The following is a 17,292-nucleotide window of genomic DNA, read 5'->3' as shown; positions in this document are numbered from 1 at the left end:
TCCCAGCGCTTCACTCTAGGACGGGCATCGTGGCGAAACCGTAAACGCCGGCCGGGAAAACATCACATCACGCCCAATTCAGCGTGGTTTTCGAGGCGCTTCCAGGTACCGCCATCCGCCGATCTGCCGCCGTGGCGGGGCGCGCACCCTCCATTCCGGCCAGGTAGGCGGAGAACCCTCCGGTCGCGCGTCCCACCAGGCGGGCACTGGTCATGACGATGGGAGCGCCGGCCCACCTTACGTCAGCGCCGAGGCGTTGCAGCCTCCTCACCAGTGCAACATCCTCTCCACAGCGCAGGGGAGCAAATCCCCCGGCCGCCAGATAGGCCTGGGCGGAGACGCCGAAATTGGCACCGTGGATGCGCCCATGATCGTCGCCCCACTGCTGCCGTTTCTGGAACGCGCGTCGCAGGCGCTTCTCCGTCCTGGAGGTGGTTGCTATGTCCACCAGTCCGCAGAAGGCGTCGCACCGGCCTTCAAGCTGGGCAACCAGCCATTCGGGAGGTACCTCGCTGTCGGCATCGGTGCTCGCCAGCCATCTCGCACCGCGTCCGAGCAGCTCAGCGGCGGCCGCTGCCCTGGCAACGCCGACGCAGCGTGCTTCCAGGCGCACCGTATCGACCCGCTGCTGCTGGCAGATGGACGCGGTGGCATCCGAGCAGCTGTCCAGTGCAACCACCACCTGCACTGCTTCGCCGTGAAGCCCGGGATGCAGGGCTGCCCTTCGGATCGATTGCAGGCAGCGCTCCACGCTGGCTGCCTCGTCATGGGCCGGAACCAGGATGCCGATCATCGCAGGCCCTCGTTGCGGGCCAGCGATAGTGCGCTGCGCGTCCAGCCCTGCAGCACGAAGTCCGCATCACGATAGTGGAAGGCTTCGTGCAGGCCTTGGCCAAGGCACCGATGCACGACGTCGGTGCGACTTGCGCGCCCATGGAACGAAGGCAACCAATGGCAGGCGACCAGCAGTCCGTCGTCGCGAAGGGCCGAATCGATGCCGGCGCGCAGCTCGTGTAGCGCTGCTGCACCCAGGTAGTAGCCCATTTCCCCGCAGACGATCAGGTCGAAGCGGCCCGGCGGCCATTGCTCGGGATGGCTGGCGCAATGGACCTGCACATGCGGCAGGTGGGCCAGGTTGCGGCGGGCCCGGAACGCTGCGCGTGGGCTGATGTCGGTGGCCAGCAGGCGCTCGCAGCGGGCGGCCAAGGCCTCGGTCAGCACGCCGTTGGAGCATCCCAGCTCCCAGCCCCGAATGAACTGGCGCTGGCTCAGGCTGGCCAGCAGCAGCGCACGCTTGCGTTCTTCATACCATCGGCTGCGATAGCCGAAGGGATCCTCCTGCTCATGCAGTTCATCGAAGTACGGTTGCGCGCTCATGCCAGGAATACCTCGTAGTTCCGGAAGAATCGGGTCAATACATGTGCGGGCAGCACCGGCGGGCTGTTCAATTCCGGCACCTCGCCGGTCTGGGTCCGGAAGTGCGCGATGGCGTTTCGTTTTGCGGCAGCCACTGCTGAAATGTCGATCAGCCTGGGAACCTCCCACGCCATGTGTGCGCAGGCGGGGTCAAGCCAGTGCCAGCCCCACACCGGGTACTCCAGGCGTCGGCAGCCCACTGTCCGCACCGCCCTGCAGGCAGCACGCCCTGCGGCTTCATGATCGGGATGCCCATCAAAGCGCCAGGGTGCCAGGACCAGGTCGCTCGGCTGGAGGTGCTGCTGCAGCCAATCTTCCAGGCCCTGTTCGTGCGCACTGACCGCGCCGTCGGCGATGCCGAGATGAAACGCGGATCCAGGCCGGATACCGAGTTCGCCCAGCGCTGCGGCAAGCTCGGCGCGTCGCGCCGAGCGCAGGCGTTCTGGCGTCCACCAGTGCTCGTCCGGATAGCACGATTCGCCATCAGTCACGGCGACGACGCGTACTTCCATGCCCTGCTCCGCAGCGTGACGGAGCAGTCCACCACAGCCGAGGATCTCGTCGTCTGGATGGGGTGCGACCACCACGACGCGATCATGGCCGGCGCACAGGGCATTGGCCGATGTTGCCGGCCGCTGCCACAGCCAATCGCAGCGCAGCCATGCCTGCTCCTGCGTTCCTTCCCCCTGCAGGGGTGTCCTGGCTACAGCGCCCATGTCGCCTCCTGGCTCGCCCGCTGGCCGCCCAGCCATTCCCAATCGCGATCTGCGTGGCTCTGCCGAAGGAACACGGTCAGGTCCGCGCAGCGACGGGCGTGGGCATCTTCCAGGCACATCGGCGCCGGGCCCAGTGCGCGCCCCGCCAGATCCAGGACACGCGTCGCCGCGCGCTCGACCACGCAGCGCAGGCGCACGACCTCTTCGCGGTGCGCCGATTCCGGCGCGGCGTCGATGCGCGCCGCCACTTCGCGAAGCAGCGCCGCCGCCGGGCCCAAGGCGAGGTCCACTTCACCCAGTAATCGCGCGCGATTCCCCTCGGTGCAGGCTGGCCGCATGCGCTCGGCCAGGGCGGCCGCCGCGCCGAACCAGACTGCCGCGATCCCCGCACCGCCGTGCCAGAAACCCGGTCGCTGCAGGTACTCATCGCGCGTTCCCAGAAGCGCCATCGGTGCGCCGTCGAACCGCACCGTGGTGGACGGAACGCCGGCCATGCCAACGGCCGGCCAGGGCTCATCTGCAAGCGTGCGCCAGTGCTTCGCTGCCACCTGGCACAGCCACACGCCCTGCGCGTTGCGGACGGTTACCAATGCCGCATCCACCCACGCGCTGCCGGAACACCAGGGCTTGTCACCATGGAGCTGACCGTGGACATCGAAGCGGAGTGTGTTGGCTGGACCTTCCGCGGCCCAGACCGCCAGTAGCTGGCCTTCAGCCAGGGCGGGCGCGTTCAGTTCGGCAATGATCGCTTGGGCGTCGTAGTGCGCCTCAAGCACTTTGGCCAGGCACAGGTCTTCCGCCCCCCATGCCGCCAGCGCCTGCCACCGCCGCAGCGTGCGGCCGCTTCCGGGCAATGGCAGGTCGGGCCGCTGGACCACTACCTCGCGAGCGCGGCTCTCCAGCGGGGATGGCGGCGTCACATGCTGCATGAAGGGGCCTGAAATGGAGAGACATGTCGAACGTAGGCGGCAAGCGGTCACATCACTGTCTGGGAGGCGTAGCCGGCGCATGAATTCTCTGCGCGATGATCCTCACGCGCTCGCTTGCCCGCGCTGCCGTCGTGCGCGCAGGCACTGCAGCAGCTCCCACAACCATGGCAGCACGACCACGCCCAGCGCCGGCAGCAGGACCAGCCACCAGACGCCCGGTGCTGCAGGCTTCACTTCGAGCGACCACCGGGGGTGGACCTGCCAGCCCACCCAGCCCAGCAGGACCCACGGCGCGGCATCGAGCACGCTGTGCACATGCTGCTCTGCCGGACTGATGCGTCGTCTGCCGTCCGCGCTGACGGTGTCGAAGTAGCCGGCGATTGCGTGCGCGAGGACCAGAAGTGCCAGAAACGTGACGAGCGACAGCGTGTTTTCCAGCAGGAGCCATGCGAGCACCCCGCTTCCGATCAGCAGCAACTGCACCCCATGCAACAGGCTTTCGCGCATCGCAGAGGTGTGTGGAAGGTCGGTCCGCCGGTGAAAATGGAAGTCCAGCCAGCCGGCAGCCAGCCACAGTGCGTAGACACCGGCGGCAATCGCGCTCATGGCAGCATGCTCAGGGTGTCAGCACGATCTTGCGGCAGTCGTCATCCTTGGCATCGAATATCGCGTAGCCCTGCGCAGCGTCGGCCAGGCGCATCCGGTGCGAGATGATGTCACCCGGATCCAGCTTTCCTTCCATGATTGCGTCAAGCAGTTCCGGCATCAGCCCCTGCACATGGGTCTGGCCCATCTTGAATGTCAGACCTTTATCGAACGCATCACCCAGCAGAAAACCATGGATGAAGCCGGCATAGACGCCTGGAATGCTGACCACGCCGCCACGGCGCGTTGCCGCGATGCATTGCCGTATCGCCACGCCACTGCTGCCTTCCAGCTTTACAGCGGTCAACGCTGACTCCAGCGCACTGCCCTCGGCCTCGAAGCCTACGGCCTCGATGCAGGCGTCTACGCCCCGCCCACTGGTCTGGGTAAGGATGTAATCGGCCGGGTCTTCTATCTCCTTGAAGTCGATGGGGGTCACGCCGTAAGCACGGCGTGCATAGTCCAGGCGGTAACGAAGGTGGTCGACCATGAAGATGGTCTCTGCTCCCAGCAGTCGGCAACAGGCCGCGCTCATCAGCCCAACCGGACCGGCGCCGAAGATGGCCACCGTCGAGCCGGGCTTCACACCCGCGTTCAGCGCGGCCTGATAGCCGGTCGGGAGAATGTCAGACAGGAACAGCACCTGCTCATCGGCCACGCCTTCCGGAATGCGCAACGGGCCCACGTTGGCCTTCGGCACGCGTACGAATTCGGCTTGGCCACCGGCTACGCCGCCATACAGATGGCTGTATCCGAACAAAGCAGCTGGAGGCAGCAGCCCTTTCTGGTTCAGCGCCGCGCCCTTGCCAGGATTGGTGGTCTCGCATGCGGCATATTCGGCCAGCCTGCAGTGGAAACACTCGCCACAGGCGATCACGAACGGAATCACCACGCGATCGCCCGGCTTCACCTGGGTCACGCCGCTGCCGACCTCTTCCACCACGCCCATGAATTCGTGGCCCAGTACATCGCCATCGTGCAGATCAGGAATCTTGCCGCGGTAGAGGTGCAGGTCCGAACCGCAGATGGCGGTGGCGGTCACCCGCAGTATCAGATCGTCATCCGCCGCCAGTACCGGGTCGGGCACAGTCTCGACGCGCACATCCCTGCGGCCGTGATAGGTCAATGCCTGCATCGTGCTGCTCCAGGAGCTCGGGTCTTCAGCATCGCAAGGCCGCCATCCGGCTGCAGTGACATCCCGGTGTGCGCGGCGTTCATTCTGCAGCGTCGTGGCGTTAACCCGGCGCGGCGCAGGCTTCACTCTCTCGCCGCAGGAGCTGCCCATGAACGACAAACTGCCCTTCAATCCAACGACGGATGTGGACGATCAGTCAAAAGCGCACACGCCGGACAAACGGCGCAACGATCGAGCCAGATGGAAGGAGCACGACATGCCCGACGACGGCGACGGCCCCAAGGCGGTACCGGAGGACTACGAGCGCCCTGATCCCGATCCGACGGGAAAGCGTTGAGTCCGCCTCACATCCCGGATGCGCAGCAATCACGAGGCATGGCCCTTTGCCCACGCAAGCTTCATGGACGATCTTTGGAACGGCCTGAACGAGGTGTTGCATGTGGAAACGCAACGGTCTCTCGCTGGTGCTGCTTGCGCTCACGTTGGTGTTCATTGTGGGCCAGGCAGTTGCGGGGCATCACGTGCACAACCAGGAACTGGTCGAGCACGGACGCGTGCCGATCGATTTCTGGCACTACCTGGCTACCGGGCACTTCGTCAGCGCCACGTTCGAGAACTGGGAGAGCGAGTTCCTGCAGATGGGGATGTACGTTCTGCTGACGGTCAGCCTGCGCCAGCGCGGTTCGGCCGAATCGCGGCCGCTGGACCCTGCGCAGGAACAGAATCGCATCGAACCCGGCCCCACGCCCTGGCCAGTCAGGCGCGGTGGCCTGTGGAAGGTTCTTTACGGTCATTCGCTGGCGATTGCGTTCGGGCTGTTGTTCCTGTGCAGTTTTACGCTGCATGCATTGGGGAGCTGGCGCGCCGAGGAGGCCGAACAGCAGTTGAAGGGATTGCCGCCGCCAGGCTTTGTGGAGCACCTCGCCAGCAGCACATTCTGGTTCGAATCCATGCAGAACTGGCAAAGCGAGTTCCTGGCCGTGCTGTCTCTGGTGGTGCTGACGATCTTCCTGCGCCAGAAAGATTCGCCGCAGTCCAAGCCGGTCGAGGCGCCGCATACCCAGACAGGAGATTGAACCATGGCAGATGATCCGTCGACGGCCTTGCTGATCATCGACATGTTCAGCCGTTTCGATTTCCCGGGCGCGCAGGAGCTGGCGCCCGCGGCAGAGCGGGCGGCCCGGCAGATCCGGCGCCTGAGGGATCACTTCGACGAACGCGGGTGGCCGGTCATCTACGCCAATGACAATTTCTCGGATTGGAAGCGCGATTTCCGCCAGCAGGTGGAACAGTGCCGGCGCGACGGCGGTCCGGCGGGGCGAATTGCCAGCCTTCTCTCGCCCTTGCCCGGTCATTACTTCGTGCTCAAGCCCAAGCACTCGGCGTTCCTGGCCAGTCCCTTGCCGATTCTGCTGGCCAAATTGGGCGTGCGCCGCCTGTGCCTGAGTGGCATGACGGCCGATTCGTGCGTTCTGGCCACCGCGCTGGATGCCAACGCCAGAGAGTTCGACGTCGTGTTGGCACCGGAGGTCGTGGCGGGGCTGCCTTCCCGGAAGCGGCGCGCACTGGCGCTGCTGACTGATTCGGGCGCAGCCCGGATCGCGCGGCTTTCTTCGCTTGTCTCTGGGCAGGAAGCAGGAGGGCGCTGAAGGCAGCTCAGGCCCGGTCGGCTATACCCTGTACGCCGGCATGACCGGCGCAATGTGCACAGCAGAAGATCTGGCCATTTCCTTCAACGCCATGCCCAATGACCGCGCATTTGCAGTGTGCGCAGCGGGGTGCGAATGCGTGGATCGCGCACTCGAACGAATCGAACGTGCCGCTGCGCCCGCCCTGCTGCAGGGTAAAGCTCTTGTCGTAGTTGTTGCCGCAGACATCACAGGTAGCCATGGGGCACCTCGTGCTGTGGAAGGAACATGCAGTGTGGCAGCGCGAATGTCGGTGGCCGTGAATGCACCGTGTCGCGAGGGTGTAGGACGTCCGCATCGTCGCCAAGCGGGCGCGGCATGCTTCATTGGTCATTGCCGGGCTCGGCACTGTTGCCACGTGGTGTGCCGCGACCACAGGGAAACGCCGTGCGCAGCCCTTCGACAACCAGTGGCGACGCATCCTGCTGCAATCGCTCGCGGGGCAGTTGCCGGAGATGGGAAGACACATGGTCGACCAGTTCATGCGGAAGGATCTGGCCCTGCCCGCACCACTGTCCGCGGCTGGCAGCGGCGACGCCCAGGATATAGCCGCTGGCGCGAGCGCTGGACAGGCTCCGGCACTGTTCGCCGTCGCAGAACCCGTCATCGCCTTTCCCCTGCAGGAGGGTGATGAGTTCCGTGCCGCTGACAAGCCAGGTCCGTGCCGGCTGCGTTGTTCCGGCCACAGCGGACCCAGCCAGCGCGCAGAGGCCAAGTGCGAGGAGCCGAGGCATGACGCGGCGCGCCTGGGGTTGGTGATGTCCCTTCATGTTGAGGCCCTGGCTGTTGCTTTCATGGATGCCACGCGGCAGAGGTCAAAGCCGATCAAGCTGGCCGAGAAACGCGATGAGATCGTAGAGGCTTCCAGAATACGTCGTATTGGCCGTTTTCCATGCGCCACTGCCCGGAGATGCGTCGCCAGTCGGACCAGCGGGATGCTGAAGGCACGGGCGCTGCCAGCCATCTGGAAGGATCGTGGTGGGATGCCTGCAGGCGGAGCAGTGCTCTGACAAGGCGATCCTCCACTGTGTCTGCGTACAGTTGGCTTGTAGCAGACAACGCATGACCCGCCAACATCTGGCGGCTGCCGCAGGCCGGTGCCGGACTATCGCCCAGCCGTCGACCCTCTCACCACGCACCTTCCCGTCATCACCAGTCTGCGCACGGGCAGCTCCGGCATGCGCAGGCGTTCCAGCAACAGCGACATCGCAGCGCGCCCCATGTCTTCAACCGGCTGCTCGACCACGGTAATGCCAGGTTCGACCAGCTCGGTCCAGCGCTCGTTGTCGAACCCTGCCAGCGCCAGCTCTCCTGGAATGGCGAGACCGGCGCTGCGTGCCGCCTTCAATGCACCCATGAGCAGCAGGCTGTTGCTGGTGACCAGCGCGTCGGGACGCGAAGGGCCGGCCAGCCATTGGTCGACCGTTGCGATGGCGGCCTCGGCCGTTGGCTCGACTTCACGGTAATCCGGCTCCAATCCGTGCGTGCGCATCGCAGCAAGATAGCCGTCGCGGCGCTCGGCCGCCGTGGTGCTGGTGCTGCCGAACAGGCCGCCGATGCGGCGATAGCCACGCTCGACGAGATGCTCGACCAGGGCGCCCATCGCCGCGGGATTGTCCAGCACCACGCTGTCGATCGACCCGCTGGCCGCGGCGCGGTCCACCAGTACCGTCGGGAAGTCCAGCGTGAGCCGTTCCAGCCGCCCCACCGCGGTCCGTGTGGGCGCAAAGATCAGTCCACTGATGCGCTCCTCGTGCATCAACTGCAGGTACAGCGCCTCGCGCTCGGGGTCTTCGTCGGTGTTGCAGAGCGTGACGCGCAGGCCTTCGCGATAGGCGACCTCCTCCACCGCACGGATAAGCGCAGTGAAGAACGGGTTGCGGATATCCGCAACGATCAACCCGATGATGCCGGTGTGCCGGGAGCGCAGCCGCCTTGCCTGCAGGTTCGGCCGATAGCCGGTCTGGCGGATCGCCACCTCGACCCGGCCGCGAACCTCTTCGCTGACCGGGCCGCCCCCGAGAACCCGCGACACGGTGGACTTGGATACCCCCGCTACACGCGCGACGTCATTGATGCTGATACTCATTGGAAACGTTCCCGGAAAAGTGCGCCTGCCATGGCCCGGCGGCTGTTCAGGACAATGCTAACGCCAAAGAGCTATTGGCATTTTGTGCAGTGCACATTGAAATAGGCGGTGGGAACGTTCCCAATATGCCCAGCCATCCTTTTGCCGGAGCCGCCCTTTGTCGCCCCAGACCTTCCCCTCCCCCGTCAGCCGGGAACTGATCCGCCTGGACGCGCGGGCGCAGGACAAGACCGATGCGATCGCCCAGGTCGCGCAGATGCTGGTCGCGGCCGGCTGCGTGGCGCCGGGGTACGAGGCCAGCATGGGACGGCGCGAAGCGCTGGCCAACACCTTCCTCGGCCATGGCGTGGCAATCCCCCACGGGCTTGGCGAGGACCGCCATCTGGTGCGCCGCGATGGCATTGCCGTGCTGCAGTTGCCGGAAGGCGTGGAATGGAATCCGGGGCAGGTCACCCGTCTGGTGGTTGGCATCGCTGCCCAGTCCGATACCCACATTACCCTGCTGCGCCGCCTGACCCGGCTGATCCAGGATGAGGCAACGCTGCAGCGCCTGTTTGCGACCACCGATGCGGGTGAGATCGTCAACGCGCTGACCGGCGACATTGCGATCACGACCGCCCAGGTAACGGCCACCGATCTGGCCGAGCGCTTTGACTGGACCATTGCCTACCCCAGCGGCCTGCACGCGCGCCCGGCCACGCGCTGGGCAGAGACGGCGCGCCGCTTTGCGGCCCGCGCCCAGGTGCGTGCCGGCGACCAGGCAGCGGACGCCAAGAGTCTGGTCGCGCTGCTGCAACTTGGCCTGCGTCATGGCGATGCCGTCAGCGTGTCTGCCGAGGGGGCGGATGCCCCCGCCCTGCTGACCGCGCTGCGCAGGGTCATGGAGGACCTGGTGGCACAGGAAAAGGCCGACGCCGAGCGCGCAGCACAACGCAAGGCCGCGCCGGTGGCAGGCTGGAATCCGCCCGAGGCACAGGCTGCCATCGTCGGCATCGGTGCCAGCCCTGGGCTGGCAATCGGCCCGGTGCATGTATTGGCCAGCACGCAGGCCGAGGTCGCCGACCGCCCGGCCCCGCTCGGCGAAGGCGGGGCGCGTCTGCAGGACGCGCTCGCCCGCACCCGCCAGCAGTTGGCCGCGCTGCAGGATGACACCCAGCGCCGGCTTGGCGCCTCGGACGCCGCCATCTTCAAGGCCCATGCCGCGCTGTTGGACGACACCGACCTGATTACCCGTACCTGCCAGCTGATGGTCGAAGGCCATGGCGTCGCATGGTCCTGGCATCAGGCCATCGAACACATCGCCTCGGGCCTGGCCGCGCTGGGCAACCCGGTGCTGGCCGGGCGCGCCGCCGACCTGCGTGACGTTGGCCGCCGAGTGCTGGCGCAGCTTGATCCGTCGGCCGCCGGTGGCGGCCTGGCCGACCTGCCCGCGCACCCGTGCATCCTGATCGCGGCGGACCTGTCGCCGTCCGACACGGCCAACCTCGACACTACCCGCGTGATTGGCCTGGCCACCGCGCAGGGCGGGCCGACCTCGCACACCGCCATCCTCTCGCGCACCCTCGGCCTGCCGGCGCTGGTCGCCGGGGGGGGCGAGCTGCTCGCGATCAGCGCCGGTCGCGAGGCGATCATCGACGGCAACTGCGGGCGGCTCTACCTGTCTCCGTCCGAGGCCGATCTCGCCTCGGCGCGCGCGTGGATCGCCGAACAGCAGCAGATCCGCGAGCGTGAAGCGGCGCAACGCGCGCAGCCGGCACAGACGCCGGACGGCCACCGCATCGACATCGGCGCCAACGTCAACCTGCCCGAGCAGGTGCCGCTGGCACTGGAGCAAGGCGCGGAAGGCGTCGGCCTGATGCGCACCGAATTCCTGTTCCTTGAACGTGGCAGTACGCCCAGCGAGGATGAGCAGTACACCACGTATGTGGCGATGGCCAAGGCACTCGGCGGCCGCCCACTGATCGTGCGTGCGCTCGATATCGGTGGCGACAAGCAGGTGGCGCACCTGGAGCTGCCGCATGAGGAAAACCCGTTCCTGGGCGTGCGCGGCGCGCGCCTGCTGCTGCGCCGGCCGGACCTGCTGGAACCGCAGCTGCGTGCGCTGTACCGCGCGGCGAAAGACGGCGCGCGCCTGTCCATCATGTTCCCGATGATCACCTCGGTGAGCGAGCTGGTCGCACTGCGCGCCATCTGCGAGCGCCAGCGCGCAGCACTGCAGGCGCCCGGGGTACCGATCGGCATCATGATCGAAGTGCCGGCCGCTGCGGCGCAGAGCGATGTGCTGGCCCGCCACGCCGACTTCTTCTCGATCGGTACCAACGACCTGACCCAGTACGTGCTGGCGATCGACCGCCAGAATCCGGAACTGGCCGCCGAGGCCGACAGCCTGCATCCGGCCGTGCTGCGCGCGATCCGCGCCACGGTGGAAGGCGCACGACTGCATGGGCGCTGGGTGGGCGTCTGTGGCGGGCTGGCCGGCGATCCGTTCGGCGCACTGCTGTTGGCCGGCCTGGGCGTGGACGAACTGTCGATGACCCCGAACGACATCCCGGCCGTGAAAGCACGCCTGCGTGGCAGCGCGCTGGCCGATCTGCGAACGCTGGCTGCGACGGCGCTGGACTGCGAAACCGCCGAGCAGGTGCGTGCCCTCGATGGAGCGCGCGCATGAGTTCCCGCGCCGTCACCATTACCCTGAACCCGGCAATCGACCAGACCGTGCGGCTGGCGAACCTGCAACCGGGTCACGTGCATCGCGCCCGCAGTTCCCGCGACGATGCCGGCGGCAAAGGCATCAACGTGGCCGCCTGCCTGGCAGACTGGGGCGTGCCGACCACTGCGCTGGGCGTGCTCGGCGATGGCAACGACGGCGTGTTCAGCGCACTGTTTTCCGATCGGGGCATCGCAGACGCGTGTCTGCGCATTCCGGGCCGTACCCGCACCAACATCAAGCTGGTGGAAGACGCCAACGGCGAGACCACCGACATCAACCTGCCCGGCCTGTCACTGTGTGACGCCGATCTGGACGCGGTATCGCGCCGACTCGACGCACTGCTCCAGCCGCAGCTGCCGGTGGTGCTGTCCGGCAGCCTTCCGTCCGGGCTGCAAGCCGATGCATGGGCCCGACTGCAGGCGCAGGTGCGCGCCGCCGGCGCGCGCGTACTGCTGGATACCAGTGGCGACGCGCTTGCCGCCGCGTTGAGTGGTGCACAGGGTGCACTGCCCTACGCGGTCAAGCCCAACCGCCATGAACTGGAGGCCTGGGCCGGCACGCCGCTGCTGGATCGCAGCGCCCTGCGCGCCGCGGGCCGGGCCCTGGTCGAACGCGGAGTTGCACTCGTAGCGATCTCGATGGGCGCCGACGGCGCGCTGTTCATTGATCGCAGCGGCGCCCTGGTCGCACGACCGGCGCGACTGGCGCAGGGCAGTACGGTCGGTGCCGGCGACGCCATGGTCGCCGGCATCGCCGCCGCCTTGTTGGAGCCCTCCCCCGACCTGGCCGGTTGTGCGCGACTGGCCACGGCGTTCTCGATGAGCCGGCTGGAGAGTGGCGACGCGCGACGGCTGGACCCGGCGCAGGTGCGCGCGTGGACCGGCGATGTACTGATCGAGCGGTTGGATTGAAACCCCTGCAGAGGGGGCTGCGGCTGGCCTTGGGCCACCGATGGCCCCTGCTGCAAGGACGAACCCGAAGAATTCCAGGAGTTGCCATGCAAGCTTCCACCGTAGTCATCGCCGCTGGCGAACGCAGCATCGAGGCCGTTCTTGCCGCCGAAGCGCTGCGCCGCGCCGCACGCCAGCAAAGGGTCGAATTGGCGATCGAGATCCGCAGCAATCAGGGCGTGACCGGGGCACTGTCCGACGCGCAGGCTGCCGCCGCAACGCAGCTGCTGCTGGTGGGTGACGGCGAGGCGGACAGCGCCCGCTTCGGCAATGCCCAGATCGTGCGCGCCGGCCTCGGTGAAGTGCTGGACGACCCGCTCGCCGTGCTGGCGCAGCTCGCCGCAGCATCGGCACCCCCTTCCAGGGATGACGCGGGCAAGCGCATCGTCGCCGTCACCTCCTGCCCGACCGGCATCGCCCACACGTTCATGGCGGCCGAAGGCCTGCAGCAGGCGGCCAAGGCACTGGGCCACGCGATCCGGGTGGAAACCCAGGGCTCGGTCGGCGCGCAGGATGCGTTGAGCGACGGCGAGATCGCTGCCGCCGACCTGGTGCTGATCGCCGCCGACCGCGAAGTCGATCTGTCGCGCTTTGCTGGCAAACGCCTGTTCAAGAGCGGCACCAAGCCGGCGATCAATGACGGCCAGAACCTGATCCGCAAGGCGCTGGCCGAGGCTGGCGTGCAGACCGGCACGGTGGCTTCAGGTCGCACCACCGAGAAGGCCAGGGTCACCGGCCCCTACAAGCACCTGATGACCGGCGTGTCGTTCATGCTGCCGTTCGTCACTGCCGGCGGCCTGCTGATCGCTCTGGCGTTCGCGCTCGGCGGCATCTATGCCTTCGACGATGCACACAAGGGCACGCTGGCCTGGTCGCTGTTCCAGATCGGCGCCAAGTCCGGCTTCATGCTGATGGTGCCGGCACTGGCCGGCTACATCGCCTACTCCATCGCCGATCGCCCGGGCATCGCCCCGGGCATGATCGGGGGATTGGTGGCAGTCAACATGGATGCGGGCTTCATCGGCGGCATCCTGGCCGGTTTCATCGCCGGCTACGGCGTGCATTGGATCAACCGTGCGCTGCGCCTGCCGCGCAGCCTGGAAGGCCTCAAGCCGGTGCTGATCCTGCCGGTGCTGGGCACGCTGCTGGTCGGCCTGTTGATGATGTATGTGATCGGTACGCCGGTGGCTGGGCTGCTGGCCTGGCTGACCGACTGGCTGCGCGGCATGCAAGGCAGCAGCGCGATCCTGCTTGGCCTGCTGCTGGGCGGCATGATGGCGGTGGACATGGGCGGACCCGTCAACAAGGCGTCCTACGCCTTCTCTACCGCATTGATTTCCAGCCAGGTCTACACGCCGATGGCGGCGACGATGATCGGCGGCATGACGCCGCCGCTGGGTATCGCACTGGCGACATGGCTGTTCAGTAGCCGCTTCACTGCCGAGGAGCGTGGCACGGCCGGTGCCGCTGGCGTGCTTGGCCTCAGTTTCGTGACCGAAGGCGCGATCCCCTATGCCGCGCGTGATCCGCTGCGCACCATTCCGGCGCTGATCCTTGGTTCTGCCGTGGCCGGTGCGATCTCGATGGCCGCAGGCGTCGAACTGAAGGTGCCGCATGGCGGCGTGTTCGTGCTGCCGATCCCGAACGCAGTCACCCACCTTGGCATCTACCTGCTGGCACTCGTGGCCGGCGTGGCCGTCACCGCGGTCGCGCTGCGCGTGCTCAAGAAGCCGGTCACGGCTCCCACCCTGTAAAAGGAACCCGCCCATGACCTCCCCTTCCCGCCGCCTGCTGCCGACAGTGATCCTGCTGGCCCTGCCATCACTGGCCGCAGCCGCCGACGCGAGCGACGTCTTCGCTCCTAAGCTCGCCTACACCGGCGAAGCGGCCGCCACGCTCGACGGTGGCAAGCGCAGCGGCACGGCCTATGCCGGCCAGCTGATGTTCGGTGCCGACGTGGACCTGGACGCGGCGTTTGGCTGGCGAGGTGCGACGGTCAAGGCCTACGGCATCAACCGCCATGGCACCAATCTCGCCAACAGCAGTACAGGCAACAGCACCTCGGTGCAGGAAATCTACGGCGGCCAGGGCACGCGCCTGGCCAACCTGACCCTCGAACAGAAGTTGTTCAACGACCGGTTGGTGCTGGAAGCAGGGCGCAGCGTCGCCAACATCCACCACCTGGGTTCGGACCTGTGCCAGTACTTCCAGGGCAACTCGGCCTGTGGCAACCCGACCTACGTATTCCGCACCAGCAGTTTCACCTGGTGGCCGGTATCGAGCTGGATGGCCGATGCCACGGCCTGGGTGACGCCCGATGTCTATGTCCGCGTCGGCGCCTACCAGGTTGATCCCAGCCAGGCCGAGGATGGCCAGCATGGCCTGAAGTGGAATACGAACCAGGCCACCGGCTGGATCGTGCCCTACACGATCGGCTGGCGCAGCCCTGCTTCGGCACGACTGAAAGCCCGCTACGAACTCGGTGGTTGGCAGGACAACTCGACCTATCGCGATCCGCTGCGCGATGCCAACGGCATTCCCGCGCTGCTCAGTGGCCAGGAGTACGCGACGCGTCACGGTCGCTCCGGTGCGTTCGCCCGCTTCGAGCAGCAGCTCACCAGTAATGGTGCCGGCCGCGGCCTGACCCTTTTCGGTGCGGCGCTCAAGGGCACCTCCGGCCAGTTGATCGAGGATCATTTCCTGCAGGCCGGGCTGGTGCAGAAAGGCACGTTCGCCCGGCGGCCGCAGGACAGCATCGCTTTCGTCGTGACCCAGCAGAAGTACAGCAGCATCGCGCTGGAAGACCTGCGCCTCGCCCGCGCCGCAGCCGGTGGCAGCGGCACCCCGCACGGGAGCCAGGTGATGATGGAGCTGAGCTACGGCATCCAGCTCACCCCGCAGCTTCGTGTTGCACCGAACCTGCACTACATCGTGCACCCCGACCAGTTCAATGAGCCCGCACGCCAGCACGACCTGCCGGATGCGCTGATCGCGGGCATGCGGATCGACTGGAACCTGTAGGAAATGTCAGGTGGTCCTGGGGCGCGGCCCGTGTCAGGCACCGGGTCCACGGCCGGTCCAGGCGGCGTACCGACCGCCCGGCACCCGGGTGATCGCCTGCCCTGGCCGGGGTTTCAGGTGCTGTCCGCCGCCCACGCCAGTTCGAATGTCAATGCGAGGCGCTGGCCGGGCTCCAGCCGGTGCGGTGCCAGGGTGTAGCCATCTGGCGGGCCGCTCTGCGGCTCGACACAGGTGGCGTGCGGCGTACCATCGTAGACCACCCAGTGGTCGTGGTCCGACCTCAGCCGCAGGTGCTGGCCTTCGCGTATCAGCGTGACGTCACCGTCGGCGATGAAGCAGTCATCCCAGGGGCCGGTGGTGGGCTCCACGCGGGGCAGCGTGGCAATACCTTCCCTGTCCCGCGGATACATCAAGCGAGGACTGAACAGCAGTCGTTCCGGCTTCCGGAACCAGGGGTGCCAGCCCAGCACCGCCGGCATCGCCTGGCCGCCGGCCTGGACCGAGAGGTCCATCTGCAGGCTGTGAGCCTGCAACTGCAGGTCCAGCACGGCAGCGCCACCGAAAGGCCAGTAGCCGTCGCTCGGCAGCTCCAGCGACAACCGGGCTGCCGCCGCGTCCAAGCGGTCGATCCGCCAGGGTCGCGAGAAACCCACCCCATGGATGGCGTGCCCGTCGAAGTTGAGCGGCAGCCGATGCGGCCTGCCGTCAAAATGGAACTGTCCACGGCGGATGCGCCCGGCCCACGGCACCATCGGGTAGCAGCCCCACGCGATCGCCGCCGGGCCTGCCTGCTGCGCATCCACCAGCCATTCCACGCCCTGGTAGCGCAGGTGCGCCACGCGCCCGCCCGCCCCTGCGGCGAACGCAACCTCCAGTTCGCCGCACCTCAGCCAGTGCAGCTCGCCGGCTGGCAGCGGAGCCAGCGCATCATCCACCGGCAGCATCCGCTCAGGCCCCATACGGGTTGATCGTGCGGATGCTTCCGTCCGGCTCCATGTGCAGCGGCGTGCACTTGGCCGAGCGCAGGTGGGTGATGCCGCCGGACATCAGTGCATCGTGATAGAACAGGTACCACTGTCCTTCGAACTGGCAGATGGAGTGGTGGGTGGTCCAACCGACCACGGGGGTGAGGATCACGCCAGCGTAGGTGAACGGTCCATACGGGCTGTCGCCGATGGCGTAGCACAGCTGGTGGGTGTTGCCAGTGGAGTACGACAGGTAGTAGCGACCCTGGTACCTGTGCAGCCACGGACCTTCGAAGAAGCGGCGCGCATGGTCGTCCGCGCGCAGCGGCTGGCCATGCTCATCCAGGATCTGCACTTCGCGGGTGGGTTCGGCCAGCTCGGTCATGCCGGCATCCAGGCGGCCCACGCGCGGGCCCAGCGCCGGTGCGCTGCCCTCGGGCTCCTCGTGGGCCTCGCTGTACTGGTTGTCACGATACTTCTGCAGCTGCCCGCCCCATATGCCGCCGAAGTACAGGTAGTGGCTGCCATCCTCGTCTTCGAACACGGCCGGGTCGATCGAGTACGCACCCTTGATCGGCTCCGGCTGGGGCACGAACGGGCCCTCCGGCCGCGCACCGATCGCCACGCCGATGCGGAACCGGCCCTCGGCATCCTTGGCCGGGAAGTAGAGGTAGTAGCGGCCATCACGGCAGGCGGCATCGGGGGCCCACATCTGTTTGCGGGCCCAGGGCACGTCGCGCACATGCAACGCCATGCCGCAATCGACGGCCGTGCCGTCGGGCGTATCCATCTTCAGCACATGATAATCCTGCATGCCGAAGTGGCCACCTTCGTCGTCGAATGGCTGGCCGCCGTCGATGTCGTGCGACGGATAGATGTACAGGCGCCCCTCGAACACATGCGCCGAAGGGTCTGCGGTATAGATGTGGGTCACCAGCGGTTGCGAAATGGCGTGCGCGGTGAGCTGCGCAAGACGGGCTTCGCTGGCCTGGCCGTCTTCGCCGGCAGAGAGGTCGATCATGGTCGTC

The 17,292-nt window shown here is 67.1% G+C and carries 18 protein-coding genes; 7 read left to right on the top strand and 11 right to left on the bottom strand.

Annotated features, from left to right (window positions below; all coding sequences use genetic code 11):
* Positions 1–67 precede the first annotated feature (67 nt).
* The 6 genes from VG566_RS01385 to VG566_RS01360 form a co-directional block, all read right to left on the bottom strand.
* Positions 68–793 (bottom strand): glycosyltransferase, encoded by a 726-nt coding sequence (locus tag VG566_RS01385; protein WP_049407360.1) that lies wholly within the window; start codon positions 791–793, stop codon positions 68–70.
* Positions 790–1,377 (bottom strand): class I SAM-dependent DNA methyltransferase, encoded by a 588-nt coding sequence (locus tag VG566_RS01380; protein WP_032955967.1) that lies wholly within the window; start codon positions 1,375–1,377, stop codon positions 790–792. The genes VG566_RS01385 and VG566_RS01380 overlap by 4 nt, the downstream gene beginning before the upstream one ends.
* Positions 1,374–2,132, bottom strand: coding sequence for a PIG-L deacetylase family protein (locus VG566_RS01375; RefSeq protein ID WP_423172612.1), 759 nt, complete (start codon positions 2,130–2,132; stop codon positions 1,374–1,376). Before VG566_RS01375 ends, VG566_RS01380 begins: the two co-directional genes overlap by 4 nt.
* Entirely contained in the window at positions 2,120–3,061 is a 942-nt protein-coding gene (locus VG566_RS01370; RefSeq protein WP_197556520.1) for an acyl-CoA dehydrogenase, read from the bottom strand. The genes VG566_RS01375 and VG566_RS01370 overlap by 13 nt, the downstream gene beginning before the upstream one ends.
* 102 nt (positions 3,062–3,163) lie before the next feature.
* On the bottom strand, positions 3,164–3,667 hold the full coding sequence (locus tag VG566_RS01365) for a hypothetical protein (protein ID WP_014647185.1): 504 nt from the start codon (positions 3,665–3,667) through the stop codon (positions 3,164–3,166).
* Between the two features lie 10 nt (positions 3,668–3,677).
* Complete coding sequence (locus VG566_RS01360) at positions 3,678–4,841, bottom strand: zinc-dependent alcohol dehydrogenase (RefSeq protein ID WP_049407369.1); 1,164 nt, start codon at positions 4,839–4,841, stop codon at positions 3,678–3,680.
* A 148-nt stretch (positions 4,842–4,989) separates the two neighbouring features.
* On the opposite strand from VG566_RS01360, the gene VG566_RS01355 reads away from it, so the two are divergent.
* From VG566_RS01355 to VG566_RS01345, 3 genes are all read left to right on the top strand, one after another.
* Positions 4,990–5,178 carry a hypothetical protein gene (locus tag VG566_RS01355; protein ID WP_014647187.1) on the top strand — a complete coding sequence of 63 codons (189 nt, stop codon included), beginning with the start codon at positions 4,990–4,992 and terminating at the stop codon, positions 5,176–5,178.
* A gap of 100 nt (positions 5,179–5,278) precedes the next feature.
* Positions 5,279–5,917, top strand: a complete 639-nt coding sequence (locus tag VG566_RS01350; protein ID WP_241883874.1) for a DUF6766 family protein — start codon at positions 5,279–5,281, stop codon at positions 5,915–5,917.
* A gap of 3 nt (positions 5,918–5,920) precedes the next feature.
* Positions 5,921–6,490 (top strand): cysteine hydrolase family protein, encoded by a 570-nt coding sequence (locus tag VG566_RS01345; protein ID WP_053494322.1) that lies wholly within the window; start codon positions 5,921–5,923, stop codon positions 6,488–6,490.
* Between the two features lie 7 nt (positions 6,491–6,497).
* On the opposite strand, the gene VG566_RS01340 is transcribed toward VG566_RS01345, so the two are convergent.
* The 3 genes from VG566_RS01340 to VG566_RS01330 all read right to left on the bottom strand — a co-directional run bounded on the left by VG566_RS01340 (position 6,498) and on the right by VG566_RS01330 (position 8,618).
* Positions 6,498–6,731 carry a hypothetical protein gene (locus tag VG566_RS01340; protein WP_014647190.1) on the bottom strand — a complete coding sequence of 78 codons (234 nt, stop codon included), beginning with the start codon at positions 6,729–6,731 and terminating at the stop codon, positions 6,498–6,500.
* Between the two features lie 121 nt (positions 6,732–6,852).
* Entirely contained in the window at positions 6,853–7,299 is a 447-nt protein-coding gene (locus VG566_RS01335; protein ID WP_241883875.1) for a Rap1a/Tai family immunity protein, read from the bottom strand.
* A 335-nt stretch (positions 7,300–7,634) separates the two neighbouring features.
* On the bottom strand, positions 7,635–8,618 hold the full coding sequence (locus tag VG566_RS01330) for a LacI family DNA-binding transcriptional regulator (protein WP_241883876.1): 984 nt from the start codon (positions 8,616–8,618) through the stop codon (positions 7,635–7,637).
* 157 nt (positions 8,619–8,775) lie between these two features.
* Here VG566_RS01330 and ptsP point away from each other — a divergent pair, with 157 nt between their 5' ends.
* The 4 genes from ptsP (at position 8,776) to VG566_RS01310 (ending at position 15,299) form a co-directional block, all read left to right on the top strand.
* Positions 8,776–11,286 (top strand): phosphoenolpyruvate--protein phosphotransferase, encoded by a 2,511-nt coding sequence (gene ptsP / locus VG566_RS01325; protein ID WP_049407378.1) that lies wholly within the window; start codon positions 8,776–8,778, stop codon positions 11,284–11,286.
* Positions 11,283–12,239, top strand: a complete 957-nt coding sequence (locus VG566_RS01320) for a 1-phosphofructokinase family hexose kinase (RefSeq protein ID WP_032955983.1) — start codon at positions 11,283–11,285, stop codon at positions 12,237–12,239. The genes ptsP and VG566_RS01320 overlap by 4 nt, the downstream gene beginning before the upstream one ends.
* An 86-nt stretch (positions 12,240–12,325) precedes the next feature.
* Positions 12,326–14,032, top strand: a complete 1,707-nt coding sequence (locus tag VG566_RS01315; protein WP_241883877.1) for a fructose-specific PTS transporter subunit EIIC — start codon at positions 12,326–12,328, stop codon at positions 14,030–14,032.
* Positions 14,033–14,045: 13 nt separating this feature from the next.
* Positions 14,046–15,299 carry a carbohydrate porin gene (locus tag VG566_RS01310; RefSeq protein WP_032959029.1) on the top strand — a complete coding sequence of 418 codons (1,254 nt, stop codon included), beginning with the start codon at positions 14,046–14,048 and terminating at the stop codon, positions 15,297–15,299.
* Between the two features lie 113 nt (positions 15,300–15,412).
* On the opposite strand, the gene VG566_RS01305 is transcribed toward VG566_RS01310, so the two are convergent.
* Both VG566_RS01305 and VG566_RS01300 read right to left on the bottom strand, forming a co-directional pair.
* The gene (locus tag VG566_RS01305) at positions 15,413–16,258 is read right to left on the bottom strand and encodes an aldose epimerase (RefSeq protein ID WP_414934458.1); all 846 of its coding nucleotides are present in this window, start codon (positions 16,256–16,258) and stop codon (positions 15,413–15,415) included.
* The gene (locus VG566_RS01300; RefSeq protein WP_049439693.1) at positions 16,248–17,285 is read right to left on the bottom strand and encodes a glycoside hydrolase family 43 protein; all 1,038 of its coding nucleotides are present in this window, start codon (positions 17,283–17,285) and stop codon (positions 16,248–16,250) included. Before VG566_RS01300 ends, VG566_RS01305 begins: the two co-directional genes overlap by 11 nt.
* Positions 17,286–17,292: the final 7 nt, after the last annotated feature.

Source organism: Stenotrophomonas sp. CASM114, from assembly GCF_049384325.1.
GTDB classification, from domain to species: Bacteria; Pseudomonadota; Gammaproteobacteria; order Xanthomonadales; family Xanthomonadaceae; genus Stenotrophomonas; species Stenotrophomonas muris.
Note: the sequence above shows the minus strand (reverse complement) of the source record. Positions and strands in the feature narration are given on the sequence as shown.